Origin of the sequence: Lacrimispora sp. 210928-DFI.3.58 (assembly GCF_020554865.1) — a bacterium.
GTDB lineage: Bacteria > Bacillota > Clostridia > Lachnospirales > Lachnospiraceae > Enterocloster.
On record NZ_JAJCIC010000001.1, the window covers coordinates 230,170 to 250,852 of the forward strand.

A 20,683-nucleotide genomic window follows, 5' to 3' on the forward strand; every position below is an offset into this window, starting at 1 on the left:
TAATTTTTTTATGAAGAGATTAGCAACTTTGTTTACCTGTTCGTACAATGAGCTGAAGCAGGTAAGAACTGTCACTGTCTGCGCCATGCTGGGAGCACTGGCCATTGTCCTCGGCTCCTTCAGCATTCAGGTAACGGAGACCATCCGGGTAGGATTTTCAGGGATCCCGAATGAAATGGTCCATTATCTGTTCGGCCCCGTTGTGGGAAGCCTGTTTGCAGGGGCCCTTGATATCCTCAAGTACATGCTGAAGCCGGTGGGAGCATTTTTTCCTGGGCTGACCCTGGTGACCATGCTGGCAGGAGTGATCTACGGCAGCATTTTCTACAAAAAGCCCATCACCCTGGCACGGGTGCTGGCCGCCCATTTTATCGTGTCCCTGGTGTGCAATGTGATCCTTAACACATGGTGCCTTTCCATTCTCTACGGAAAGGGCTTTCTGATACTTCTGCCCCCCAGGATCATGAAGAATCTGATCATGTGGCCCATTGATTCCCTGATCTTTTTTAACATTGCAAAGCTTCTGGAGACAGCGGGGGTATTCCGTATCCTGGGAAAGGGAAGGACTGCGGCTTCATAAAAGGTATTTCCAATATAGGAGGATGGCAATATGAAACTGAACACAGGTATGAGGTGTCACGATTTGTGTCCGAAGATGGAGATGGAAAAGGTGTTTGCAGAGGCAAAGGCAAATAACATCCATCAGATACAGCTTGCCTTTGGCAAATCCATCAGCAACTATGATTTTTCCACCGGCCATTACAGCCCCGGTTTTGCCCGCTACATTGCCTCCGAGCTTCAGAAAAATGATGTTCATGTGGCAGTGCTGGGCTGTTATATCAACCCTACCAATCCCATTGAGGAAAAGCGGAAAGCGGCGGTTGCCCGCTTTATTGAGCATTTAAAATACGCCCGTATCATAGGGGCGGATATGGTGGGAACAGAGACAGGGCGGCTTGATCCTGATTTTAAGGTGACGGAGGAATCCTACACAGAGGATGCCTACCAGCTCCTCCTAAAGAGCATGAGGGAGATCGTGGCGGCAGCGGAGAAGCTGGGTGTGATCGTGGGCGTGGAAGGCGTGTTCAACCACACCCTGTACAGCCCTGCCAGAATGAAGCGTTTCCTGGAGGATATCGATTCTCCCAATGTGGAGGTCATCCTGGACGCAGTGAACCTGATCCATCCGGACGAGGTGGAGCCGGAGGCCCAGAAGCGGGTGATCGACAAGGCATTCTCCTATTACGGGGATAAGATCAGCGTGCTCCATGTAAAGGACTTTGTATTTGATGGCGAGGAGCAGCTGTTCCGCCATGTGGGCGACGGCCTGTTCCATTATGAGCCGTTAATGAAGCAGGTAAAGGAGAAAAAGCCCCGGATCACCATGCTTCTTGAAAATTCCAGCAGGGAGCGGTTCCACGGGGATGTGGCATTTTTGCAGGAGATCTATGACAGGGTGTAGAAAAGCTGCTGAAGACTGAGAGAGAATAGAAAACGTGTCCGAAAGACATCCGGTGGCCTTTGGAGCTCCGGATGGTCCGGGCACGTTTTTTGCTGCCAGGTATCCGGAAAAAACATGCCGTTGACGCGTTTTGCCGGATCATGCATCTGTGCGTGAAATGCAGCAGTATAAAGGCGTGAGCAGCAGCTTCTGGGAAGCGCTGCTGTACTAAGCTTTCGTCCGCTTCAGCTTTCGGAAGGAGGCTGTAAACAAGGTCACGGTGGTGCACACAGCCAGAGCATCTGCAACCGGCTCTGCCAGAAACACAGCGAATACCTTATCCCCAAAGAAATTTGGAAGGATATAGATAAGCGGAATCAGAAGGATGACCTTCCTCAAAAGGGCGAGAAACAGGGATGTCTTGCTGTTGCCCAGGGCAATAAAGGTCTGCTGGCAGGCGATCTGTGCCCCGAAGATCAGGGAGGCAGCCATATAAATGCGGATGGCCCATGTACTGAAGGCAGTGAGACCTGCGTCCTGGGTGAAGATAGCGATGAACAGTCCGGGAGCAAACATGCTCACTGCCCAGATCAGGGAGGAGAACCCCAGGCAGACAGCGAGGAGGATGCGGAAGGCGCGGTCCACCCTGCCGATCTTCCCGGCACCGAAGTTAAAGCTGATAATGGGCTGGGCTCCCTGGGTCATACCCTGGAGGGGCAGCATGGAAAACTGCATGACACTGCCTAAGATCGTCATGGCACCCACGGCTACATCGCCTCCGTATTTTAACAGGGACGTGTTAAAACAGATATTTAAAATGCTTTCCGTAAACTGCATCACAAAGGGAGCAGCCCCCAGGGCGATGGCCGGAGCCAGGATATCCCTCTGAGGCTTCATATACCTGGGCTTTATGTTCAGATAGCTCTTTCCGGAGAGGAGAAAGCAAACCACCCATACGGCAGAGATCCCCTGGGAAATAATAGTGGCCAATGCAGCGCCCCTGACGCCCATGTGGAAGCCGAACATGAGGATCGGGTCTAAGATGATATTGGATATGGCTCCGATCAGCACTGTGAGCATGCCTGTCTTGGCATAGCCCTGGGCGTTGATAAAGGCATTGAGCCCCAGGGAGAGCTGCACAAAAACAGTGCCCAGGGAGTAGATCTGCATGTAAGCCCAGCCGTATTCGATGGTATTGCCGCTGGCACCGAACATGAGAAGGATGGAGCGTCCAAATATCTGGAAGAACAGGGTCAGGGCAAACGCAACGATCAGAAGGGCCGCAGTGCAGTTGCCCAGGATGTGCTCTGCCTCCTCCTTCCTCCCTTTTCCCAACATGATAGAGGCTCTGGGAGCGCCTCCCATACTGACAAGGGCAGCAAAGGCGGAGATCGCCATAATGACCGGGAAGGTAACGCCTACGCCGGTGAGGGCATTGGCCCCCTCGCCCGGCAGATGGCCGATGTACATGCGGTCTACCATATTGTAGAGCACGTTGATGATCTGGGCCGTGATAGCGGGCAGGGCCAGCTTAAAAAGAAGCTTTCCCACACTGCCTGTACCAAGATCGATCTCTTTTGCCTGCTTTTTTATCTCCATGTCTGTTATTCCTTTCTAAACCTACATGCGTCCGGACGGCGGACGCGCCACCGCGCCGCGAAAGTCTGGTGGACGCATTTGACATACCTGAATACATGCCGCCTATCCGGCGGCAGGACTTTTATAGTAAAAGTCCAAGAGGGCCGTTTAATAACTATATCGCTCTTGGGGCGGAATGTCAATTGACACATTGGAGCTGGTTGTCATTTCCGATCTGCATTGTGTTTTGGCATTTTGTGCCGTGGCCGTCGGGAGGAGGGCTGGATGCTTTCGTTTTGGACGCAGGGACCTCTGTAGGTTTTGAACGCAGGGATATCCTGCTTGCAGAGAGCAGCAGCCAGGAGTTATAATAGGGAGAACGGAAAAGAAGAGGAGGCAGGCTGGTGGTCATCAACACGGGGAGCAGGACTGATATTCCCGCCTATTACAGCAGGTGGTTTTACAACAGGATAAGGGAGGGCTTTGTCCTCGTGAGAAATCCCTACAACCCGGAGCAGGTAACGCGCTACCGCTTAAACCCGGATGTGGTGGACTGCCTTGCCTTCTGTACGAAGAACCCGGAGCCTATGCTGGAGCGCCTGGGGGAGCTGAAGGGCTTTCGGCAGCTCTGGTTTGTGACGATCACGCCCTATGGAAAGGAGATCGAGCCCCATGTGCCGGATAAAGCGCGGGTGATGGAGGCCTTTAAGAGGCTGTCGAAAGCCGTGGGGCGGCAGGCTGTGGGATGGCGCTATGATCCCATTTTTATAGACAATACCTATTCCCTGGAGTTTCATCTGGAGAGGTTTGAACAGATGGCAGAAAAGCTTTCCGGGTATACGGACTACTGCATTATCAGCTTTATTGACCTGTACCAAAAGACAAAGCGGAATTTTCCCGGAGTAAGGGAGGTAACAAGGGAAGAACGGCAGGTGCTTGGCAGGGAGTTTGTGAGGATTGGAAAAAAATACCTCATTTCCATAAAAAGCTGCTGCGAGGGAGAGGATTTAAAGCCCTGGGGAGTGGACACCTCCGGATGTATGACAAAAGAAGTGATCGAACGGGCCACAGGCCTCACCTTAAGCCTGCCGGGCAGAAAGCAGCCGGCCAGAAAGGGCTGTGCCTGTCTTTTGGGAGATGACATCGGCGTTTACAATACCTGCGGACACGGCTGTCTCTACTGCTATGCCAATGAGGACCGGGAGCAGGCTGCCGCCAATTTAAGATACCACGATCCGGATTCGCCCCTTTTGGCAGGAAGACTCCTTCCAGGTGAGAAGGTGCGTGATGCAGAGCAGGTGTCCTGGGCAGACGGACAGATGCGGCTGCTGTTTGATATATAATACAAGGAGGATAGCATGGTAAAGGCTATATTTTTTGATATTGACGGTACACTTAGGGAATTTGACGGCGGCGGTATATGTGGGAGCACAAAGAGAGCTTTGGCCGAGGCAAGGAAGGCAGGTATACGGCTGTTTATTGCCACAGGACGCCATTATCTGGAGATAGAGGAAGAAAACCTGCTGGAGGATCTGGAATTTGACGGCTATGTGACCTTAAATGGCCAGTACTGCTTTCTGAAGGATCCGGGGAAAGAAGCACAGAGGGTAGTCTACAAAAATCCCATCTGCCAGGAGCAGGTAAAGCAGATCCTGGACCTGATTGAGGAGGATCCTTTCCCCTGCCTTTTCATGGAGGCCCACAGAATGTATATCAATTACGCGGATGAGCGGGTAGAGCGCGTGCAGAGGGGAATAGGAACAGCTATTCCACCTGTGTCGGACATCCAAAGAGCAGCCCGGCATGAAATATTCCAGATCATACCCTACATGGACAAGAAACGCATTGCAGAGCTGGTGGGAAAGCTCCCCTACTGCGATGCCTCCCTATGGCACGACGGAGATGCCGTAGACCTGATGCCAAAGGGAAGCAGCAAGGTCACAGGTATCCGGAAGATATTGTCCCATCTGGGTATCTCCCGTGAAGAAACAGCCGCCATCGGAGACGGCAGAAACGACATCACCATGCTCCGCTTTGCCGGAACCGGCATCGCCATGGGCAACGCCTTCCCGGAGACAAAGGAAGCCGCGGACTACGTGACGGGAGATATAAAAGAGGATGGGCTGGCTCAGGCAGTGAGGTGGCTGATGGAATTGTTTCCTTTCCGTACCTCCTCTAAATAGCTATAGACAGTTACACGGGAAATTCCTAATTTTTCTGCTACCCGGTCAACGGCTCCTTTCACTAGAAAAAGCCCTTTGCTGTCCATAAATGCAATAACATTCAGACGTCGCGGTAAGACCCCGATTTGATCATGTGGGGTATTTTCAACGGTTTGCCAGCAGCCGTTCATAGATGTCAAAATCTTTATCTGTAAAGACATTAAATATTACCTGGCGGATAGAGCTGTCTGTCTCCAGAAAATGGGCCACGGTTTCTGTTGCTATTTTTGCTGCTCTATCCTGGGGGAAGTGGAATACGCCAGTTGAGATACAGCAGAAGGCAATGGACTGGATCCCATTGGCAGCAGCCAATTCTAAACAGGAACGGTAGCAGCCTGCCAGCAGCTCACAATCCTTTCTGCGTAAGGGACCGGAAATGATCGGCCCAACTGTGTGGAGCACATAGTTACAGGGGAGATTGTAGCCTTTTGTGATTTTGGCGGTTCCGGCTGCCTCCGGATGCCCCTGGGCCTGCATGATTTCATTGCACTCGATCCGTAGCTGGATACCAGAATATGAGTGGATCATATTGTCGATGCAGGAATGGCAGGGCTGCCAGCATCCTAATAGGGCGCTGTTTGCGGCATTTACGATCGCATCACAGCGCAAGGTGGTAATGTCTCCCTGCCAGAGACAGATCCGGGGATCTGTGCCGGCCGGAGCCAGGGACTTACAATCTACAATACCGCGCTTTCTGATCTCCAGAGATAAATACTCATCCTGCATTTGGAGAAAGTCCAAAGATGCCGGATAAGGGGGACGGATATTAAAAAGAGAGCGCAATAATTGCCTCTGTCCTGATTCATTATCAGGAATTTCTGCGTTTTTGTACTGCGGCATTTCATCCAACAGTGCTTTGATCAAATAAAGCCGTCGTTCTTCCTGGTTCATTTTCTCCCTCCTTCTTTTATTATCATGGTAAACCTACATGCGCCCGGCAGCGGACGCGCCACCGCATTATGAAAGTCTGGTGGGCGTATTTGGCATACCTGAATGCAAGCCTCCTATTCGGCGGCAGGACTTTTATAGTAACGTACATGTCGCCTGCCGGTCAACACTTTCATAGTAATTTTTGAAATGCGGGAGATGGAGATAAAATTTTATATGCGGACATATCCGGTTGCAGGACCTGCGCCAACTTTTGCAATGTAGCCGCTTTTTACGAAAGCCGTCAGAGTGCGTTCCACCGTAATCTTACTGATATCCGGACAAAGCTCCATAATTTCTTTCTTCGTGATCTTACCGACCTTTTGATCGATTACTGCTTTAATCCGTTCGGGTTTGGAAAGGCCTCGATGTTTCAAATGCTCTACCCGGTTTTCAAACTCATTATAGGCCTTCAGGATAATTCCTAGGTAATATTTTACAAATGGCTCATAGCTGTTTGTGCATATATGCCAACCAGCTGAACTGGCCTGCAGCGCCTCATAGTAAGTCTCTTTCGTTTTTTCAATCAACGTTTCCATACTGATATATTTTCCTACAAGATATCCCGCTTTGTAAAATAGCAGTAGTGTCAGCAGCCGGCTCATACGCCCATTGCCATCGTTGAAGGGGTGGATACAAAGAAAATCAAGGATAAACATGGGAATAAGAAGCAATCTATCTATTTTATCGGCATTCCAGGCTTCCCAAAATCTGGTGCACATTTCTTCCATCGCATCTGCTGTCTGAAATGCAGAAACAGGAATAAATCTCGTATTTTGATGACCCTCGGCATCTATTTCTGCAATCACATTGTCTGCATTTTTGTAATTTCCGCCAGCAGTACCGTGCGAATAAGAATACAGATCCCTGTGAAGCTGTAAAATAAGGCTCGGTCTGGGGGTGATGTATTCGTAGCTTTCATGGATCGTGGCCAGCACTTCCCGATAACCGGCAATTTCCTGCTCGGAACGGTTACGGGGTTCAGCTTTCTGACTTACCAATTCTTTCAGACGCTTATCACTGGTGAAAATACCCTCGATTCTGTTAGACGCGCCGGTGCTCTGAATCAGCGCGACTTCCAGAAGAGCCTTCAATTCATCCGTGTTCGCCTCCAGAAATAATTCCTGCTTGCCTTTATGTTCGTGGATACTTCCTGTCATCTGAACAATTTCAGGTGTCAGCAGTTTCTCAGGAGTTTTTGTATAGTCGAATTCCCGCATAGTAATCTCCTTCATTTCAGTTTATCTCCATCATTATACCCTGGAATGATGGAGATTACAATAGCGATGATGGAGATAGGATGCCCGTTTTCCATATGTTTCATGTATTTTTGTCATCAGAACGGTTTATTTTTTTGAGTACCTCTCCAATGTCTCCGTCGATGCAGACAGAACGTTCCGCAATTTCTTCTAGCGTGCAGGCTTCCCCCAGGTTGACACAAGCGTATACTGCCTTTGGATTCTCTGCTGTCATTCTCCGGAAAGAAAATTTCACTATGCCTGGTGTATTGCTGCCGACGCCTAACTCAAGAAACAGCACATGGAGCTGGTCATGTCTGCGCAGAAATTCAGAATACCGTTCTGCCGCCCGGTGCCATCCCTCGTCTTCAACAAAGGTATTGTCAGTTCGGAGGTTCATAGTCATAGGCTTTCCGCAAACGGGACAATGGGGAATCAGCTCTTTTGGCACCCGCATATGTTTCTGCTCTGCTACCATCCGCCGCACTGCTTCCTCATTATCGTAGGTCTGCTGGTGACAGGGCTTCATACATTGCCATAAACCATAGTCGCCCTGCGTATAAAAGAGGCGGTGTTTATCAAAGCCAGCTTTCTGAAACTGGTGGTCTACGTTGGTGGTCAGGACAAAATAGTCCTTATCTGTTACCAGCTCCAGCAGGCTGGAGTATACTGGTTTAGGGGCGTCCACATAACGGTTATAGTAAATGTGGCGGCTCCACCATGCCCAATATTCTTCAAGGGAGTCAAAAGGATAAAACCCACCCGAATATATATCAGGGATATGGTACTTTTCAATGAAATCAGAAAAGTGCTGTTCAAATCGTTCTCCGGAGTAGGTCAGGCCTGCTGACGCAGACAGTCCTGAACCTGCACCGATGACAACTGCATCAGCAGTTTCTATTTGATGGGCAAGTCTTTGAAGTTGTCTTGTATCCAATGATATCGCCGCCTTTCCCGATTTTTCCACAGCCTTTACCGGACAGATGCCGTGTGCAGTCATCCTATACCTTTCTGCTACAGGCGGTATTCACGGGGAGGATTCCCGGAGAAGTCAGCGATGACGGCATGGGCATCTGCCAGATAGAATACCTCAAAAATGGGATTGTCAGCAGTCTGGTACTGGCCCTTGACGATGGGATTAGCGATACACATCTCTTTGACGGCCATGTTATTTTCAAATACGGCCCTGCCATTTAAGCGGATCCAGGCATAGGTAGGGCTGGATACGGAAATCTCCGTATAGGGATTGGCCTGGAGATCCTTATAGACGTCCTTTGTGCTGTTGGTACAGAACCACAGCCTGCCATCCTTTTCCCCGGCAAACATAAAGGGGCGGCATTTGGCTTTGCCGTCACGTCCTATGGTGGCTAAGTACTGTACAGGATTTTCATTCAGAAAGGTTACAACTTCGTTCATGGCAATACCTCCAATATAATTTAAAATAGCTTTTTTCAGGGTGAGTTCCCTTTGATGATTGGATTGTAACAGCACTTGCCTGACCTGAGAAGTACGCACAATATTGTGGCATAGTTACCTGGAGGTAACCAATAACTTGAGTTTCCGCATTTTGTGCCGTGGCTGCTGGGGAGACGGCTGGATGCTCCGGCTTCGGACATAAGAAGCACTAAGACACCTGATTATTTCTAAGAGCCAGAGCCACATCAAAGGAACTCGCTGCGCTCAAACATCCATTGATGTGGCTCTGAACGAAAAAAACAGCTGCCTAAGTGCTTCTAATGTCCTGCAAAGTCGCACCAGCCGTCTCCCCGGCAGCCACGGCACAAAATGTGGAAGCTCAAAAACCGATAATACTTGACATCTGTTTGCTCTGTACAATAATATAAAGCCATACATCCCTAAAAGGAACAAATACAAAAAGGAGGTATTATATGGCGTCTGAAGCAAAGGAGCTTCCGAACTGTCCGGTGGAGACTACCCTGACTATGATCAGCGATAAGTGGAAGGTGCTGATCCTGCGAGATCTGCTTGCAGGTACAAAGCGGTTCGGAGAGCTTAAAAAATCCATTGGACAGGTATCTCAGAAGGTACTCACGGCCCAACTGCGCGAGATGGAGGCAAACGGACTGCTTACGAGGACAGTCTATGCAGAGGTGCCTCCCAGGGTGGAGTACACATTAACGGAATTAGGATACAGTTTAAAACCGATCCTTGATGCCATGTGGAGCTGGGGAGAGGAGTACAAGGCCAGTAAAGCAATCCGCAATAATCGGGCCTGATTCCCTGTAAAATGCTGCAGGGAATTTCATCTTCTCTATAAATTCATTATAAGTCTTGCAGCCTTGGGCTAAATCAGAAAAATCGACCACCGTCAAATCCGAAAAATCCGGCTCATAAAGTTTTTCACGAATTGCCTTAATGCTTTCGAGGTTCCCTTTCAAGATAGGTACAGGAAATTCAATAATTCCTAAATGCTCATTTCCTGTTTTGTCGGTCACATCTGCGCCGACTACTTCCGGCATTTTCTTTCCCAGCGTAATACCCATGATAGCCGCTGTATTTGCGATAATTCCCAGCGGCAAGTGTCCATCAATTATCATGACGCATTTTTCATTCTGTAAATCCATTTTTGGCACCTTTCCTTTCTGGCTTGTACTCCGACAGGAATAACCCTATCAAAGTCAGGACTGTTCCTATTCCCGCTAATACAGTCAACTGTTCATGCAAAATCAGAACTGACGTAACGACAGTTATCACGGGAACCATATAAATATACACACTTGTCTTTACTGCGCCCAGCTTCTTTACTGCAAAATTCCATGTGACAAAGCAAAGAGCAGAGGCCCCTAATCCCAAATACAAAATATTGAACAGGTACGTCATATTTGCAAACCGGGACAAATCTAACCGAAAATCAAAGAAGAACAGCGCTGGTATCATAAACAAGATCCCGTAAAAAAACGTGCGGCGGGTTGAAAGAAGAACAGGATAGCCGAAGCTGCCGATTTTCCTTGTCAATATGGAATAGCAAGCCCACACAAGAGCCGCGGCAACTGCAAGTAAATCGCCCATAGGGTTAAGCTCTAATTTTGAACCATTAAAGCTGATTAAAATTATCCCTACCATTGCAACAACAAATCCAACGAAGAATTGTGCCCGCAATTTTTCTTCTGATTTCATAAACAAGTGCGACAGTATTGCTGTAAAGAATGGGGCGACGGATATAATCACGCCTACATTAGAAGCCAGCGTAAAGGTCAAAGCGATATTTTCCAGCAGATAATAGAAACATATTCCCCATAGTCCCGCAGCTGCAAAAGTCAATTCCTGCTTATGATCTGCGGTCTTTAATTGTTTCGGGTATGCCATAAGTAAAACGAGAAATCCCATAACAAAACGGAAAAATAAAATTTCTACGGGCGGAAAATCCACTAATAGGATTTTTGTGGAGATAAATGTAGTTCCCCATATCACGATCGTTAATAATGCCGCTAAATGTCCGGCGGTCTTTTTATGCTCCATATCGCTGCTCACCGTCCTTGCTCTTGTCAAAAAATATGTCACGATAAACGCCCGGGGCAAGTCCGATAAAGCTGTTGAAATAATTGGTAAAATGACTTTGGTCTGAAAATCCTGTCTGCATGGCAGCTTCTACGGGCTGCACACCTTTTCGCAACAATGCCTTTGCTTCATTGATACGGATCGTTTCTAAATATCGGTACGGGGTAACGCCCTTTGATTTTGTAAATGCCCGGAGCAGGGTGGATTTACTCAATCCGGCATAGCGGCATATCTGGTCTAAATAAATCCGCTCATTGAAATGCTGCCGGATAAATTCACAAGCCCTTTCTATTTTCTGTGGACACTCCGGCACACAACTTTCAAATGGCTGTCCATAATTCTGTATCAGTGTGGAGATAAGGAACAATAAAGTTTCCTCTTTTCCAAAATCAGAAATGCCGTTCATCACCATTTCGTGAAGTGGGCGCAAATAACAGGCAATTTCATCATCACGAATGACAGCTTTTGAAAAGCCGGGAAGCTGCCTCTTTCCAGTTACTTCTTCCGCTAAATCAAGCATGGTACTCTTGGAAATATGAAATCCACGATAATCAAAAGTTCCGTCGTCACTCTGAACGCAAGCATGATTATCCCCCGGATTAAAAAGAAGGATGTTTCCCCTCTCTATGCTGTATTCTCTGTTTTTACAGGATAGGCAGCGTTCCCCGTCCTCAACAAATCCTATCACATAATGCTCATGGAAATGGTTTGGGAATGGCTGCCGGGTCCCCTCAAAACGGTAGGCTTCAATACGCAGCTCATCATCATAGACTACCGTCCTTGTTTCTTTCTTCATGTATTTTTCACTCCTTTCCGCACATATTGTATCGCCGGAACATCAGAAAGTCTTGTAAAATATCTTCAAATTTTCGGAATAGTGCAGGCTGACTGCCTGCTCAACGGTTTTAAACACAACGTACACACTTCGTTACAGCATGAAAGAAGGATGATGCGATGGCTGGCGTTCTTTTCTTTCTACAAATGTGAAATCAATTTCATCATTATACACAATAAAGCACACGATAATCTATGAAAAATGCCAGTTTACAAAATAAAAATATGGATGTAATATAGTAAATGAAAGTGAGAACGATTTCACATAAAAAGAAAGGAGGATGCTTTATGAAGCAGCAAACGGTGAAAAGGATCGTTTTTCTGGATATCGATGGAACCTTGACAGAGCCGGGGAGTAATGAGCCGCCGGAATCTGCTGTTCAGGCGGTCCGCCGGGCCAGAGCACAGGGACATTACCTGTTTTTGTGTACGGGAAGAAACTACGATATGTTATCGCCCTTATTGAGATATGGATTTGATGGAGTCATTGCCAGCTCCGGAGGATATATCGAATGCCGGGGCGAGGTGATCTATGACTGCCCCATGACGGAAGGACAAAGACAGAGAGCCATGGAGGTCCTGAAGGAAAATGGAGTGTTCCGGACAGTGGAATGCATGGACGGCTCTTATACGGATGAAGGCTTTAAGGAATTTCTCCGTGCAAATGCCGGAAAAGGAAGCAACAGCGAGCTGCTTCGCTGGAGAGAGCAGATCGAGAAATCCCTAAACATCCTTCCGATGAAAGCGTACCGGGGGCAGCCGGTATATAAAATTGTATTTATGAGTCAGTCAAAAGAGCAGCTCATCCATCCTCAGAAAGAGCTGTCCTCTGATTTTGATTTCTGTATCCAGGGTGAAGATAAGCATGGCTTCATCAACGGCGAAGTGGTAAACAGGCAATTTGATAAGGGCAGAGCAGTAAAACGGGTATGTGACCATTTGCACATCCCACTCTGTGACTCGGTTGCGATCGGGGACAGCATGAACGACAGGGAAATGCTGGAAACGGCAGGGATCAGTATCTGCATGGAGAATGGCAGCGAGGAGTTGAAAAAGCTGGCAGATGATATCTGCCCATCCGTGCAGAAGGATGGGATCTTGCAGGCTTTTTTGAAATATCATTTAATTCCTTCATCAATGAAACAATGAACTAAAAATAATAAAAGGGGAAAAGAACATGGCTATGGATTATGGGAGATGTGCAAAAGAGATTTATGAGACATTGGGCGGAAGAGATAATCTGGTAAGCGCAGCACACTGTGCGACCAGGCTCCGTCTTGTTACGGTGGACAACAGTAAGATCGATATGAAAAAACTGGAAAACATTGACGGAGTAAAGGGGGTTTTCAGCAATAACGGACAGCTTCAGCTGATCATAGGCACAGGAACAGTCAACAAGGTATACGATGAATTTTTAAATATAAGCGGGATGACCGCAGCTACGAAGGAAGAGGTGAAGGCGGCAGCGGCTGCAAAGCAGCCATTTTTTAAGAGGATGATAAAGGCCCTCGGCGATGTCTTTGTCCCGATCCTTCCGGCTATTGTGGCATCCGGGCTGATGATGGGTCTGGTGGAAGCCCTCGGCAAGGCGATTCCCACGTTTGCGGGAAGCGATTGGTATGGTATCCTCGATCTGATGGCCAATACAGCCTTTACCTTCCTTCCGGTGCTGATCGCAGTATCAGCAGCAAGGGTGTTCGGCGGTAATATTTTCCTGGGCGCTGTGATCGGTATGATCATGATACATCCGGGCCTGGTCAATGCATGGGCTGTGAGTTCTATGGAGGCAGCAGAGATCCCGGTATGGCATCTGTTCGGTTTCCCGATCCGGCAGGTAGGATATCAGGGCCATGTGATCCCTGTAGTGATTGCCGTATGGATAATGTGCAGAGTGGAAAAATGGCTGCACGGGCATGTCCCGGAGATGATCGACCTGTTTGTGACTCCTCTTTGCACGGTGCTCATAACCGCGTTTGTGACTCTGGGTATCGTAGGACCGGTATTTTCAACAGCTGAAAGTTATGTCCTGGCGTTCGCAGGCTGGATCATCACCGTTGGATACGGAGTTGGGGCCATGATCATGGGTGCCCTGTACCCGCTTACCGTGGTATGCGGAATTCATCATATGTACAACGTTATTGAAGCAGGAATGCTCTCTGCAGCTGATGGGCTCAATATTTGGATGCCGATCGCATCCGCAGCCAATTTTGCACAGGGCGCAGCATGCCTGGCAGTTGGTTTAAAGGCAAAAAATGTAAAGACAAAATCAGTGGCGATCCCTTCTTCCATATCAGCAGCTCTGGGGATTACAGAGCCAGCTATTTTTGGTGTGAATCTGCGGTTTGTAAAGCCTTTGGTGTGCGGTATTATTGGAGGGGCAGTTGGAGCACTCCTTGGCTCCCTGTTTCATATTGGCGCTACCTCCTATGGCGTGACCGGACTGCCGGGATTTCTGATCACATTAGATTACACCCTGCAGTATGCGATCGTGCTGGCAGTATCCTTCGGCATTTCCTTTACTCTTACCTGGTTTACATGGAAGGAGGAGGCAGAGGATGGAAGCAGCTCCGGGAATACGAAAGCTGCGGCAAAGGAAAAGGCGGAGCCGGCAGAGACGGAAGGCCCGAAGGGAGCAGAGGGAGCAGGAAAGGCTGTGCTTGCGCCTTTGAAGGGGACTGTCATCGCCAGGGAGGAGATCCCGGATCCCACATTTGCATCCGGTATTCTCGGAGACGGCGCTGGAATCATCCCGGAGGTTGGCGAGGTCGTTGCACCCTTTGATGGCGAGATCGCCTCTGTTACAGATACCCGCCATGCCATAGGATTGACAGGCCCTGAAGGGATGGAGGTATTGATCCACGTAGGTATTGATACGGTAAAAATGAATGGTGACGGCTTTCAGCTGCTTGTCTCCCAGGGGGAAAAGGTAAAAGCAGGACAGAGACTGCTGACCTTTGATATTTCAAAGATCGAGAAGGCAGGTTACAGCACGGTAACGGCGGTGCTTATGGCAAACAGCGCCTGCTATCCGGACTTTAAGGTGGTAAAAACGGGAAAGACAGATCAAATGGAAAAATTGTTCACAATTGAAGGATGAAATACATATAACGGTGAGAATGATGGAAAAGGCAAATAGACATAAGGATGCAGATGTGATCTTTCTGAAAAGAATGGAGCGCCATCACGATGAGCTCCGCTGGCTGTATATGGAGTTATATGGAAATGATTCCATGTTTGCCGAGCTGTGTGATAATCTGAGGAGGTTCTACCTGGAGAGAAAGGAAGAACTGAAGGCAATGGACCGGAAGCGGGAGGCTGATCCGAACTGGTACAGGCAGAATGATATGCTGGGCATGATGTTTTACATTGATAATTTTGCAGGCAATATGAAGGGCGTGGAAGCCAAACTGGGTTATATTGAGCAGTGCAATGTCAACTATATCCATCTGATGCCGTTTCTTGATACCCCTGAAGGGCGCTCTGACGGCGGGTATGCAGTATCCGATTTCAGAAAGGTGCAGGAAAAGCTTGGTTCAATGGAGGATTTAGAAAGTCTGACAGCCGCCTGCCATAAAAAGGGTATCAACGTCTGCATGGATTTTGTGATGAATCATACATCAGAGGACCACGAATGGGCAAAAAGGGCGCGCCGGGGAGAGGGCGAGTATATGAGCCGTTACTTTTTCTATGACAATGCAGATGTGCCCTCCATGTACGAGAGGACCGTACCCCAGGTGTTCCCCACAACAGCGCCGGGCAATTTCACATGGCTTCCCGATGCCGGCCATTTCGTAATGACCACATTTTACCCCTACCAGTGGGATCTCAATTACAAAAACCCGCGGGTGTTCAATGAGATGATGTATCATTTCCTCTATCTGACAAATAAGGGGATCGATATCATCCGCATTGATGCGGTTCCCTATATATGGAAGGAGCTGGGGACACAGTGCAGGAACCTGCCCCAGGTACACACCATTGTGCGCATGATGCGCATGATCAGCGAGATCGTATGCCCCGGTGTTCTGCTGCTGGGCGAGGTGGTCATGGAGCCGGAGAAGGTGGTGCCTTATTTTGGCACAGTAGAAAAGCCGGAGTGCCATATGCTGTACAATGTTACGACCATGGCGACCACATGGCATACCGTAGCCACAAGGGATGTCAGGCTGCTGAAAAAACAGCTTGACATTGTAAACTCCCTGCCAAAGGATTACGTATTTCTGAATTACCTGCGCTGTCATGATGATATCGGATGGGGACTGGACTATGGTACTCTGCTGGCAGACGGCATGGAGGAACGTTCTCATAAGCAATATCTGAATGATTATTTCCAGGGATATGCAGGAGGAAGCAACAGCCGGGGCGAACTATACAATGCAGACCCAGTCACAGGTGACGCCAGATTCTGCGGAACGACGGCATCCATGTGCGGTATCGAGAAGGCAGGTTTTACTCAGGACGGTCTGGCGATGGAAAAAGCCATCAAGTTTGATGTGATGCTCCATGCCTATATGTTCATGCAGTCGGGCATTCCCGTTTTATACAGCGGGGATGAGATCGGGCAGGTGAACGATTATACTTACAAGGATGATCCCAATAAGGCAGCAGACTCCAGATATATCCACCGCGGGGCCATGAACTGGGAGCTGGCAGGGAATATATCAGACCCGGATACGGTGGAGGGAAAACTGTTTCACAGGCTGGGACAGCTGGAGCAGATCCGGAAAACAGAGAAGGTATTTGTGTCAAATGCAGATACCTGGACCATTGAAACCTGGGATCCGTCCGTACTATGTATCGGCAGATACTTTGAGGGAGAGAAGCTCATAGGCCTGTTCAATTTCAGTGAATTTGACAAAACGGCGTGGATCAATGAAACAGATGGAGACTATGTGGAACTGATCACAGGAGCAGAGATGAAGCCGATAGGGGTGAATATCCCGGCATATGGATTTTATTACCTGAAGAAGAAATGATATGTTCTTCTGCACCGTAGCCGTCCTCCCGGCAGCCCCAGCACAAAATGCGGAAACTCAAGAACAGATGTCTGGAAAAAACCAGCCGACCATGCTATAATGTGAGAAGGATTTCATAATAAACCTACATGCGCCCAGCAGCGGACGCACTACCACACCATAAAAGTCTGGTGGGCGCATTTGGCATACCTGAATACATGCCGCCTGTCGGCGGCAGGACTTTTATAGTAAACCTACATGCGCCCGGCAGCGGACGCACTACTACACCATAAAAGTCTGGTGGGCGTATTTGGCATACCTGAATACATGCCGTCTGTCGGCGGCAGGACTTTCATAGTAAGGAGAAGCAGGAATGAATATCACAGATATCGCGAAAATGGCAGGCGTATCCAGAGCAGCCGTTTCCCGCTATTTTAATAATGGATATATTTCAGAGGAAAAGCGCGAGGCAATTCGGAAGGTAGTGGAGGAAAGCGGATACCGTCCTTCTCCCCAGGCTCAGACGCTGCGGACAAAAAAGACAAAGATGGTAGGGGTGATCGTACCTAAGATCGCCTCTGCTTCCATCGGAAGAGTGGTGGAAGGGATCCTTTCCGTATTAAATGCCAATGGCTACCAGATGCTTCTGGCAGTTACCCAAAATGATCCGGGAAAGGAGCTGGAGTACCTGTCTGCTTTTGATGACAGGCAGGTGGATGGAGTGGTCCTGGTTGCCACTATATTTAACGCAGAGTACAAACGCGCGCTTAAAAGCCTGACAGTTCCGCTGGTGATCGTAGGTCAGCAGCTGCCGGGCTATTGCTGTGTATTTCATGATGATTATCATGCGGCCTATGATCTCACAAGCCTGCTTTTGGAAAAGGGAAGAAGAAAACTGGGCTATATCAGCGCCATCCAGCAGGACAAGGCCGTGGGCGCAGAGCGGTACCGCGGTTTTAAGGATGCTGTCTGTGATATGGGACTGGGGGAGCTTGCTGAAAATGTTGTCACTGCGGCGTTTACGGTTGCCTCCGGCTATGAAAAGGCAGGAGAGCTGCTGGAAAAATGCGGACTCTTGGATGGGCTGATCTGTGCCACTGATTCCATGGCAGCCGGTGCTGTACAGTATTTGCGGGAAAAGGGAATCAAGGTTCCAGGGGAGATCCTGGTGGCCGGGCAGGGAGATTCGGACATGGCAAAAGTTATGGATCCCCCCCTTGTGACAGTTCACTACTCCTATGAGAAAAGCGGGGAGCTGGCTGTCCGGATGCTGATGGAGATATTGGAAGAAAAAGATACTGCAGTGAGGGAAGTGAAGCTGGGGTATCATATCGTTGATAAGGCTGTAACCCATTGATTTTCAGGTTACAGCCCTTGTCGTATATGAGGCTCTGGTTCATGGCAAAGGCCTCCTGCGGTGAAAAAGCAGCAGAAGTCCCATATAACACAGCGAGATCACCCCAATGTGGCAGGAGGTCTCCACAAATACGGGCAGGGCCCTTAAAAACCCCAGCCACTGGGACGCAGCCAGCCAGATGCCGATGGATAGGAGCAGCAGCAGGGCAGGCTTCACCACCATCTGCATGGTATCCCACCGGAAAGGCACCAGCCGCTTGACGGAGAGAAAGCACATAAGAGCCAGGGAGAGCTCGCTGACGAGCATCCCCCAGAGATATCCCATGATCCCAAATCTGGGGATGGCAAAGAGCACGAAGGCCAGGCGCACGGCCATGGCAAAGATATTCTGCAAAAAAGTGGTGGAGGTGCGTCCAAGGCCGTTTAATATACTTCCCATGGTAGTGGCAAGGTACATAAACGGGCAGAGCCAGGATAAAATAGCAATAAAAGCACCGGCGCTGCCATCGTGGAACACGCCGGTTCCCAGCTGCTCCCCGAACATGGTGAAAATACCGATGCAGAGGATCCCCATATAACAGCTGTAGCGCAGGGACATGGATATCATGGAGGAGATACGCCCCTCATTTCCTTCCGCCTGGGCCTCAGCCACAGAGGGCAGAAGGAGAACTGCCATGGAATTGGTAATGGCGGAGGGGAACATCACGAAAGGCAGCGCCATACTCGTGAGTACGCCGTACACGGACAATGCCTCCGGCCCCGTAAGGCCAAAGGCCGTGAGCCTGTTGGGAATCCAGATGGACTCGGCGCTTCCCATGACATTGAGTATCAGGCGGTTTCCCATAAGGGGGAGAGCCAAAGCCATGAGTGCTTTGGCTGCCCCCGAAAAGGCCAGGTTCGCCCCCTCTGTCCTGCCGGGATTTGGCGGGAAAAACCCCATACAGAACATGGTAAAGCCGGCAGAGGCCATTTCCCCGATCAGATGTCCATAGACGGCCAGATCCACAGAGAGCTCCCTGCCGGCTGCCATCCAGATATCAGCGATGAGGAACACGGCTCCCATCCGTATCACCTGCTCCGCCACCTGGGAAAATGCAGGCACTTTTGATTTCTGCATCCCATAATAATACCCGTTGATGCAGGCATGAAGGGCGGCAAAGGGCACAGACAGGGCGATGGCCGGCAGGAAGGGGGCGCACCTGGGCTCCAAAAGGATATGCTCTGCCAGAAAGTCTGCCTGGGAGTAAATCCCCCAGGACAGGATCCCGGAAAGCCCCAGGGCGATGACAAGGCCTGTGCGGAAGACGACCCTCCCATTTTCCTGGTGGGCCGCTATGTACTGGGACAGGGCAGTCTGTATGGAGCCTGCACACACTGCAAAGCAGATAGAAAACAGAGGATGCACCATATTGTAGATGCCCAGCCCCTCCGCCCCAATGGCTCTGGACATGAAGATGCGGTAAAAAAATCCCAGGATGCGGCAGAGAAAACCGGTAGAGGTGAGAAGCAGAGTCCCGGTGATAAACGCCATTTTCCTGGGAGAAAGGCGGCCTGCGCCGTGAAATGCTGCTGTTGTGGGTCCTTTCATGAGTGCTCCCGGACTGGAAAATTATTATAATGTATGAGGAGAAAAAGTGGGTTAGAACGTTGCTGTGATCATCCGGCCATCCTGAATTTAAGACAGTAAAACAGGGATGACATTTCTATGAAAAAATGTTACAATACTTCCATATAAATTCATACACAATCAGGAGGTAAAAGGAAATGTTGGATGCAAGGGTTGCAGAATTATTAAATGTACAGGTGAATAAGGAATTTTACTCTGCCTATCTGTACCTGGATATTTCAAATTATTACGTGGATCAGGGGCTGGACGGCTTTGCCAACTGGTATAAGATCCAAGCTCAGGAGGAGCGGGACCATGCCATGCTGTTCATGCAGTATCTGCAGAACAACGGATGTAAGGTGACGCTGGATGCCATTGACAAGCCGGATAAGGTATTTGACTCCTTCGGAGCGCCTCTCCATGTGGGATATGAGCATGAGCAGTATGTTACCAGCCTGATACATAACATCTATGATGCTGCCAACGCAGTGAAGGATTTCCGCACCATGCAGTTCTTAGACTGGTTCGTAAAGGAACAGGGAGAGGAGGAGACCAATGCAGAGGGCCTGATCAAGAAATACGAGCTCTTTGGTTCCGATCCCCGCGCTCTCTACATGCTGGACAGCGAGCTGGGCGCAAGAGTTTACAGCGCTCCGTCTCTGGTTCTCTAAGTCTTCTGCCTATGAACAGAAAAAAAGTGATCTGCTCCTGTTACGGCATAACGAAAGGTGATATTGCGGATGCTGTAGAACAGGGAGCTGCCAGATTCCGGGAAGTGAAAAAGCAGACAAAGGCCGGAAAGGCCTGCGGCCACTGCAAAAAGAAGGTAAAGAAGCTGATCAAGAAACTGGCAGTCAGCCAAAGCCATTAAGCCTGCATGCGCCCGGAGGGCGGATGCACCACCGTACCACGAAAGTCCGGCGGGCGCACTTGGCATACCTGAATTTAGTGCCGCCTTGCGGCGGCGAAGTTTTCATAGTAAATCTGCATGCGCCCGGCGGGCGGAA

General features: G+C 49.3%; 22 protein-coding genes. 12 read left to right on the top strand and 10 right to left on the bottom strand.

Going from position 1 to position 20,683, the window contains the following annotated elements; genetic code table 11:
- Window positions 1-10 precede the first annotated feature (10 nt).
- Both LIZ87_RS01110 and LIZ87_RS01115 read left to right on the top strand, forming a co-directional pair.
- Window positions 11-580: a folate family ECF transporter S component gene (locus LIZ87_RS01110; protein WP_178317229.1), complete on the top strand. Its 570-nt coding sequence runs from the start codon at window positions 11-13 to the stop codon at window positions 578-580.
- Window positions 581-610: 30 nt separating this feature from the next.
- Window positions 611-1,462: a sugar phosphate isomerase/epimerase family protein gene (locus LIZ87_RS01115; protein WP_178317228.1), complete on the top strand. Its 852-nt coding sequence runs from the start codon at window positions 611-613 to the stop codon at window positions 1,460-1,462.
- A 207-nt stretch (window positions 1,463-1,669) separates the two neighbouring features.
- Here LIZ87_RS01115 and LIZ87_RS01120 read toward each other — a convergent pair whose 3' ends face one another.
- A complete protein-coding gene (locus LIZ87_RS01120) occupies window positions 1,670-3,040 on the bottom strand; it encodes an MATE family efflux transporter (RefSeq protein WP_227144855.1) in 1,371 nt (456 codons plus the stop codon).
- A gap of 221 nt (window positions 3,041-3,261) precedes the next feature.
- Here LIZ87_RS01120 and LIZ87_RS22315 point away from each other — a divergent pair, with 221 nt between their 5' ends.
- From LIZ87_RS22315 to LIZ87_RS01130, 3 genes are read left to right on the top strand one after another with little or no spacing between them, the layout of a single operon-like run.
- On the top strand, window positions 3,262-3,390 hold the full coding sequence (locus tag LIZ87_RS22315) for a hypothetical protein (protein ID WP_264467835.1): 129 nt from the start codon (window positions 3,262-3,264) through the stop codon (window positions 3,388-3,390).
- Window positions 3,391-3,423: 33 nt separating this feature from the next.
- Window positions 3,424-4,362 carry a DUF1848 domain-containing protein gene (locus tag LIZ87_RS01125; protein WP_178316640.1) on the top strand — a complete coding sequence of 313 codons (939 nt, stop codon included), beginning with the start codon at window positions 3,424-3,426 and terminating at the stop codon, window positions 4,360-4,362.
- A 15-nt stretch (window positions 4,363-4,377) separates the two neighbouring features.
- Window positions 4,378-5,202 carry a Cof-type HAD-IIB family hydrolase gene (locus LIZ87_RS01130; RefSeq protein WP_178316639.1) on the top strand — a complete coding sequence of 275 codons (825 nt, stop codon included), beginning with the start codon at window positions 4,378-4,380 and terminating at the stop codon, window positions 5,200-5,202.
- Here the strand turns inward: LIZ87_RS01130 and LIZ87_RS23035 are convergent.
- The 5 genes from LIZ87_RS23035 to LIZ87_RS01155 form a co-directional block, all read right to left on the bottom strand.
- Window positions 5,148-5,402, bottom strand: a complete 255-nt coding sequence (locus tag LIZ87_RS23035) for a helix-turn-helix domain-containing protein (RefSeq protein WP_178316638.1) — start codon at window positions 5,400-5,402, stop codon at window positions 5,148-5,150. The genes LIZ87_RS01130 and LIZ87_RS23035 overlap by 55 nt on opposite strands.
- The gene (locus tag LIZ87_RS01140) at window positions 5,347-6,132 is read right to left on the bottom strand and encodes a protein-ADP-ribose hydrolase (protein WP_178316637.1); all 786 of its coding nucleotides are present in this window, start codon (window positions 6,130-6,132) and stop codon (window positions 5,347-5,349) included. The genes LIZ87_RS23035 and LIZ87_RS01140 overlap by 56 nt, the downstream gene beginning before the upstream one ends.
- Before the next feature lie 209 nt (window positions 6,133-6,341).
- Window positions 6,342-7,403: a Fic family protein gene (locus LIZ87_RS01145; protein WP_178316636.1), complete on the bottom strand. Its 1,062-nt coding sequence runs from the start codon at window positions 7,401-7,403 to the stop codon at window positions 6,342-6,344.
- An 85-nt stretch (window positions 7,404-7,488) separates the two neighbouring features.
- A complete protein-coding gene (locus LIZ87_RS01150) occupies window positions 7,489-8,343 on the bottom strand; it encodes an SIR2 family NAD-dependent protein deacylase (RefSeq protein ID WP_178316641.1) in 855 nt (284 codons plus the stop codon).
- 77 nt (window positions 8,344-8,420) lie between these two features.
- Entirely contained in the window at window positions 8,421-8,822 is a 402-nt protein-coding gene (locus LIZ87_RS01155) for a pyridoxamine 5'-phosphate oxidase family protein (RefSeq protein WP_178316635.1), read from the bottom strand.
- 473 nt (window positions 8,823-9,295) lie between these two features.
- On the opposite strand from LIZ87_RS01155, the gene LIZ87_RS01160 reads away from it, so the two are divergent.
- Window positions 9,296-9,643, top strand: a complete 348-nt coding sequence (locus LIZ87_RS01160) for a winged helix-turn-helix transcriptional regulator (protein WP_178316634.1) — start codon at window positions 9,296-9,298, stop codon at window positions 9,641-9,643.
- Here the strand turns inward: LIZ87_RS01160 and LIZ87_RS01165 are convergent.
- From LIZ87_RS01165 to LIZ87_RS01175, 3 genes are read right to left on the bottom strand one after another with little or no spacing between them, the layout of a single operon-like run.
- Window positions 9,563-9,991, bottom strand: coding sequence for a DUF2000 domain-containing protein (locus tag LIZ87_RS01165; protein ID WP_227144859.1), 429 nt, complete (start codon window positions 9,989-9,991; stop codon window positions 9,563-9,565). The genes LIZ87_RS01160 and LIZ87_RS01165 overlap by 81 nt on opposite strands.
- Window positions 9,975-10,886: a DMT family transporter gene (locus LIZ87_RS01170; RefSeq protein ID WP_227144861.1), complete on the bottom strand. Its 912-nt coding sequence runs from the start codon at window positions 10,884-10,886 to the stop codon at window positions 9,975-9,977. Before LIZ87_RS01170 ends, LIZ87_RS01165 begins: the two co-directional genes overlap by 17 nt.
- Complete coding sequence (locus LIZ87_RS01175) at window positions 10,876-11,721, bottom strand: AraC family transcriptional regulator (RefSeq protein ID WP_227144863.1); 846 nt, start codon at window positions 11,719-11,721, stop codon at window positions 10,876-10,878. The genes LIZ87_RS01170 and LIZ87_RS01175 overlap by 11 nt, the downstream gene beginning before the upstream one ends.
- A 326-nt stretch (window positions 11,722-12,047) precedes the next feature.
- Between LIZ87_RS01175 and LIZ87_RS01180 the strand changes: the two genes are divergently transcribed.
- The 4 genes from LIZ87_RS01180 (at window position 12,048) to LIZ87_RS01195 (ending at window position 18,071) form a co-directional block, all read left to right on the top strand.
- Window positions 12,048-12,908, top strand: a complete 861-nt coding sequence (locus LIZ87_RS01180; protein ID WP_227144865.1) for an HAD family hydrolase — start codon at window positions 12,048-12,050, stop codon at window positions 12,906-12,908.
- A 28-nt stretch (window positions 12,909-12,936) separates the two neighbouring features.
- Window positions 12,937-14,856: a PTS beta-glucoside transporter subunit IIBCA gene (locus tag LIZ87_RS01185; RefSeq protein WP_227144868.1), complete on the top strand. Its 1,920-nt coding sequence runs from the start codon at window positions 12,937-12,939 to the stop codon at window positions 14,854-14,856.
- A gap of 19 nt (window positions 14,857-14,875) precedes the next feature.
- On the top strand, window positions 14,876-16,735 hold the full coding sequence (locus LIZ87_RS01190) for an amylosucrase (protein WP_334300988.1): 1,860 nt from the start codon (window positions 14,876-14,878) through the stop codon (window positions 16,733-16,735).
- A gap of 352 nt (window positions 16,736-17,087) precedes the next feature.
- Window positions 17,088-18,071, top strand: coding sequence for a LacI family DNA-binding transcriptional regulator (locus LIZ87_RS01195; protein WP_227144872.1), 984 nt, complete (start codon window positions 17,088-17,090; stop codon window positions 18,069-18,071).
- 39 nt (window positions 18,072-18,110) lie between these two features.
- Here the strand turns inward: LIZ87_RS01195 and LIZ87_RS01200 are convergent, their stop codons facing one another.
- The gene (locus tag LIZ87_RS01200; protein ID WP_227144874.1) at window positions 18,111-19,658 is read right to left on the bottom strand and encodes a polysaccharide biosynthesis protein; all 1,548 of its coding nucleotides are present in this window, start codon (window positions 19,656-19,658) and stop codon (window positions 18,111-18,113) included.
- A 176-nt stretch (window positions 19,659-19,834) separates the two neighbouring features.
- Here LIZ87_RS01200 and LIZ87_RS01205 point away from each other — a divergent pair, with 176 nt between their 5' ends.
- Both LIZ87_RS01205 and LIZ87_RS01210 read left to right on the top strand, forming a co-directional pair.
- The gene (locus LIZ87_RS01205) at window positions 19,835-20,347 is read left to right on the top strand and encodes a ferritin (protein ID WP_178316131.1); all 513 of its coding nucleotides are present in this window, start codon (window positions 19,835-19,837) and stop codon (window positions 20,345-20,347) included.
- Window positions 20,348-20,358: 11 nt separating this feature from the next.
- Window positions 20,359-20,547 carry a (2Fe-2S)-binding protein gene (locus tag LIZ87_RS01210; protein WP_178316132.1) on the top strand — a complete coding sequence of 63 codons (189 nt, stop codon included), beginning with the start codon at window positions 20,359-20,361 and terminating at the stop codon, window positions 20,545-20,547.
- Window positions 20,548-20,683 lie beyond the last annotated feature (136 nt).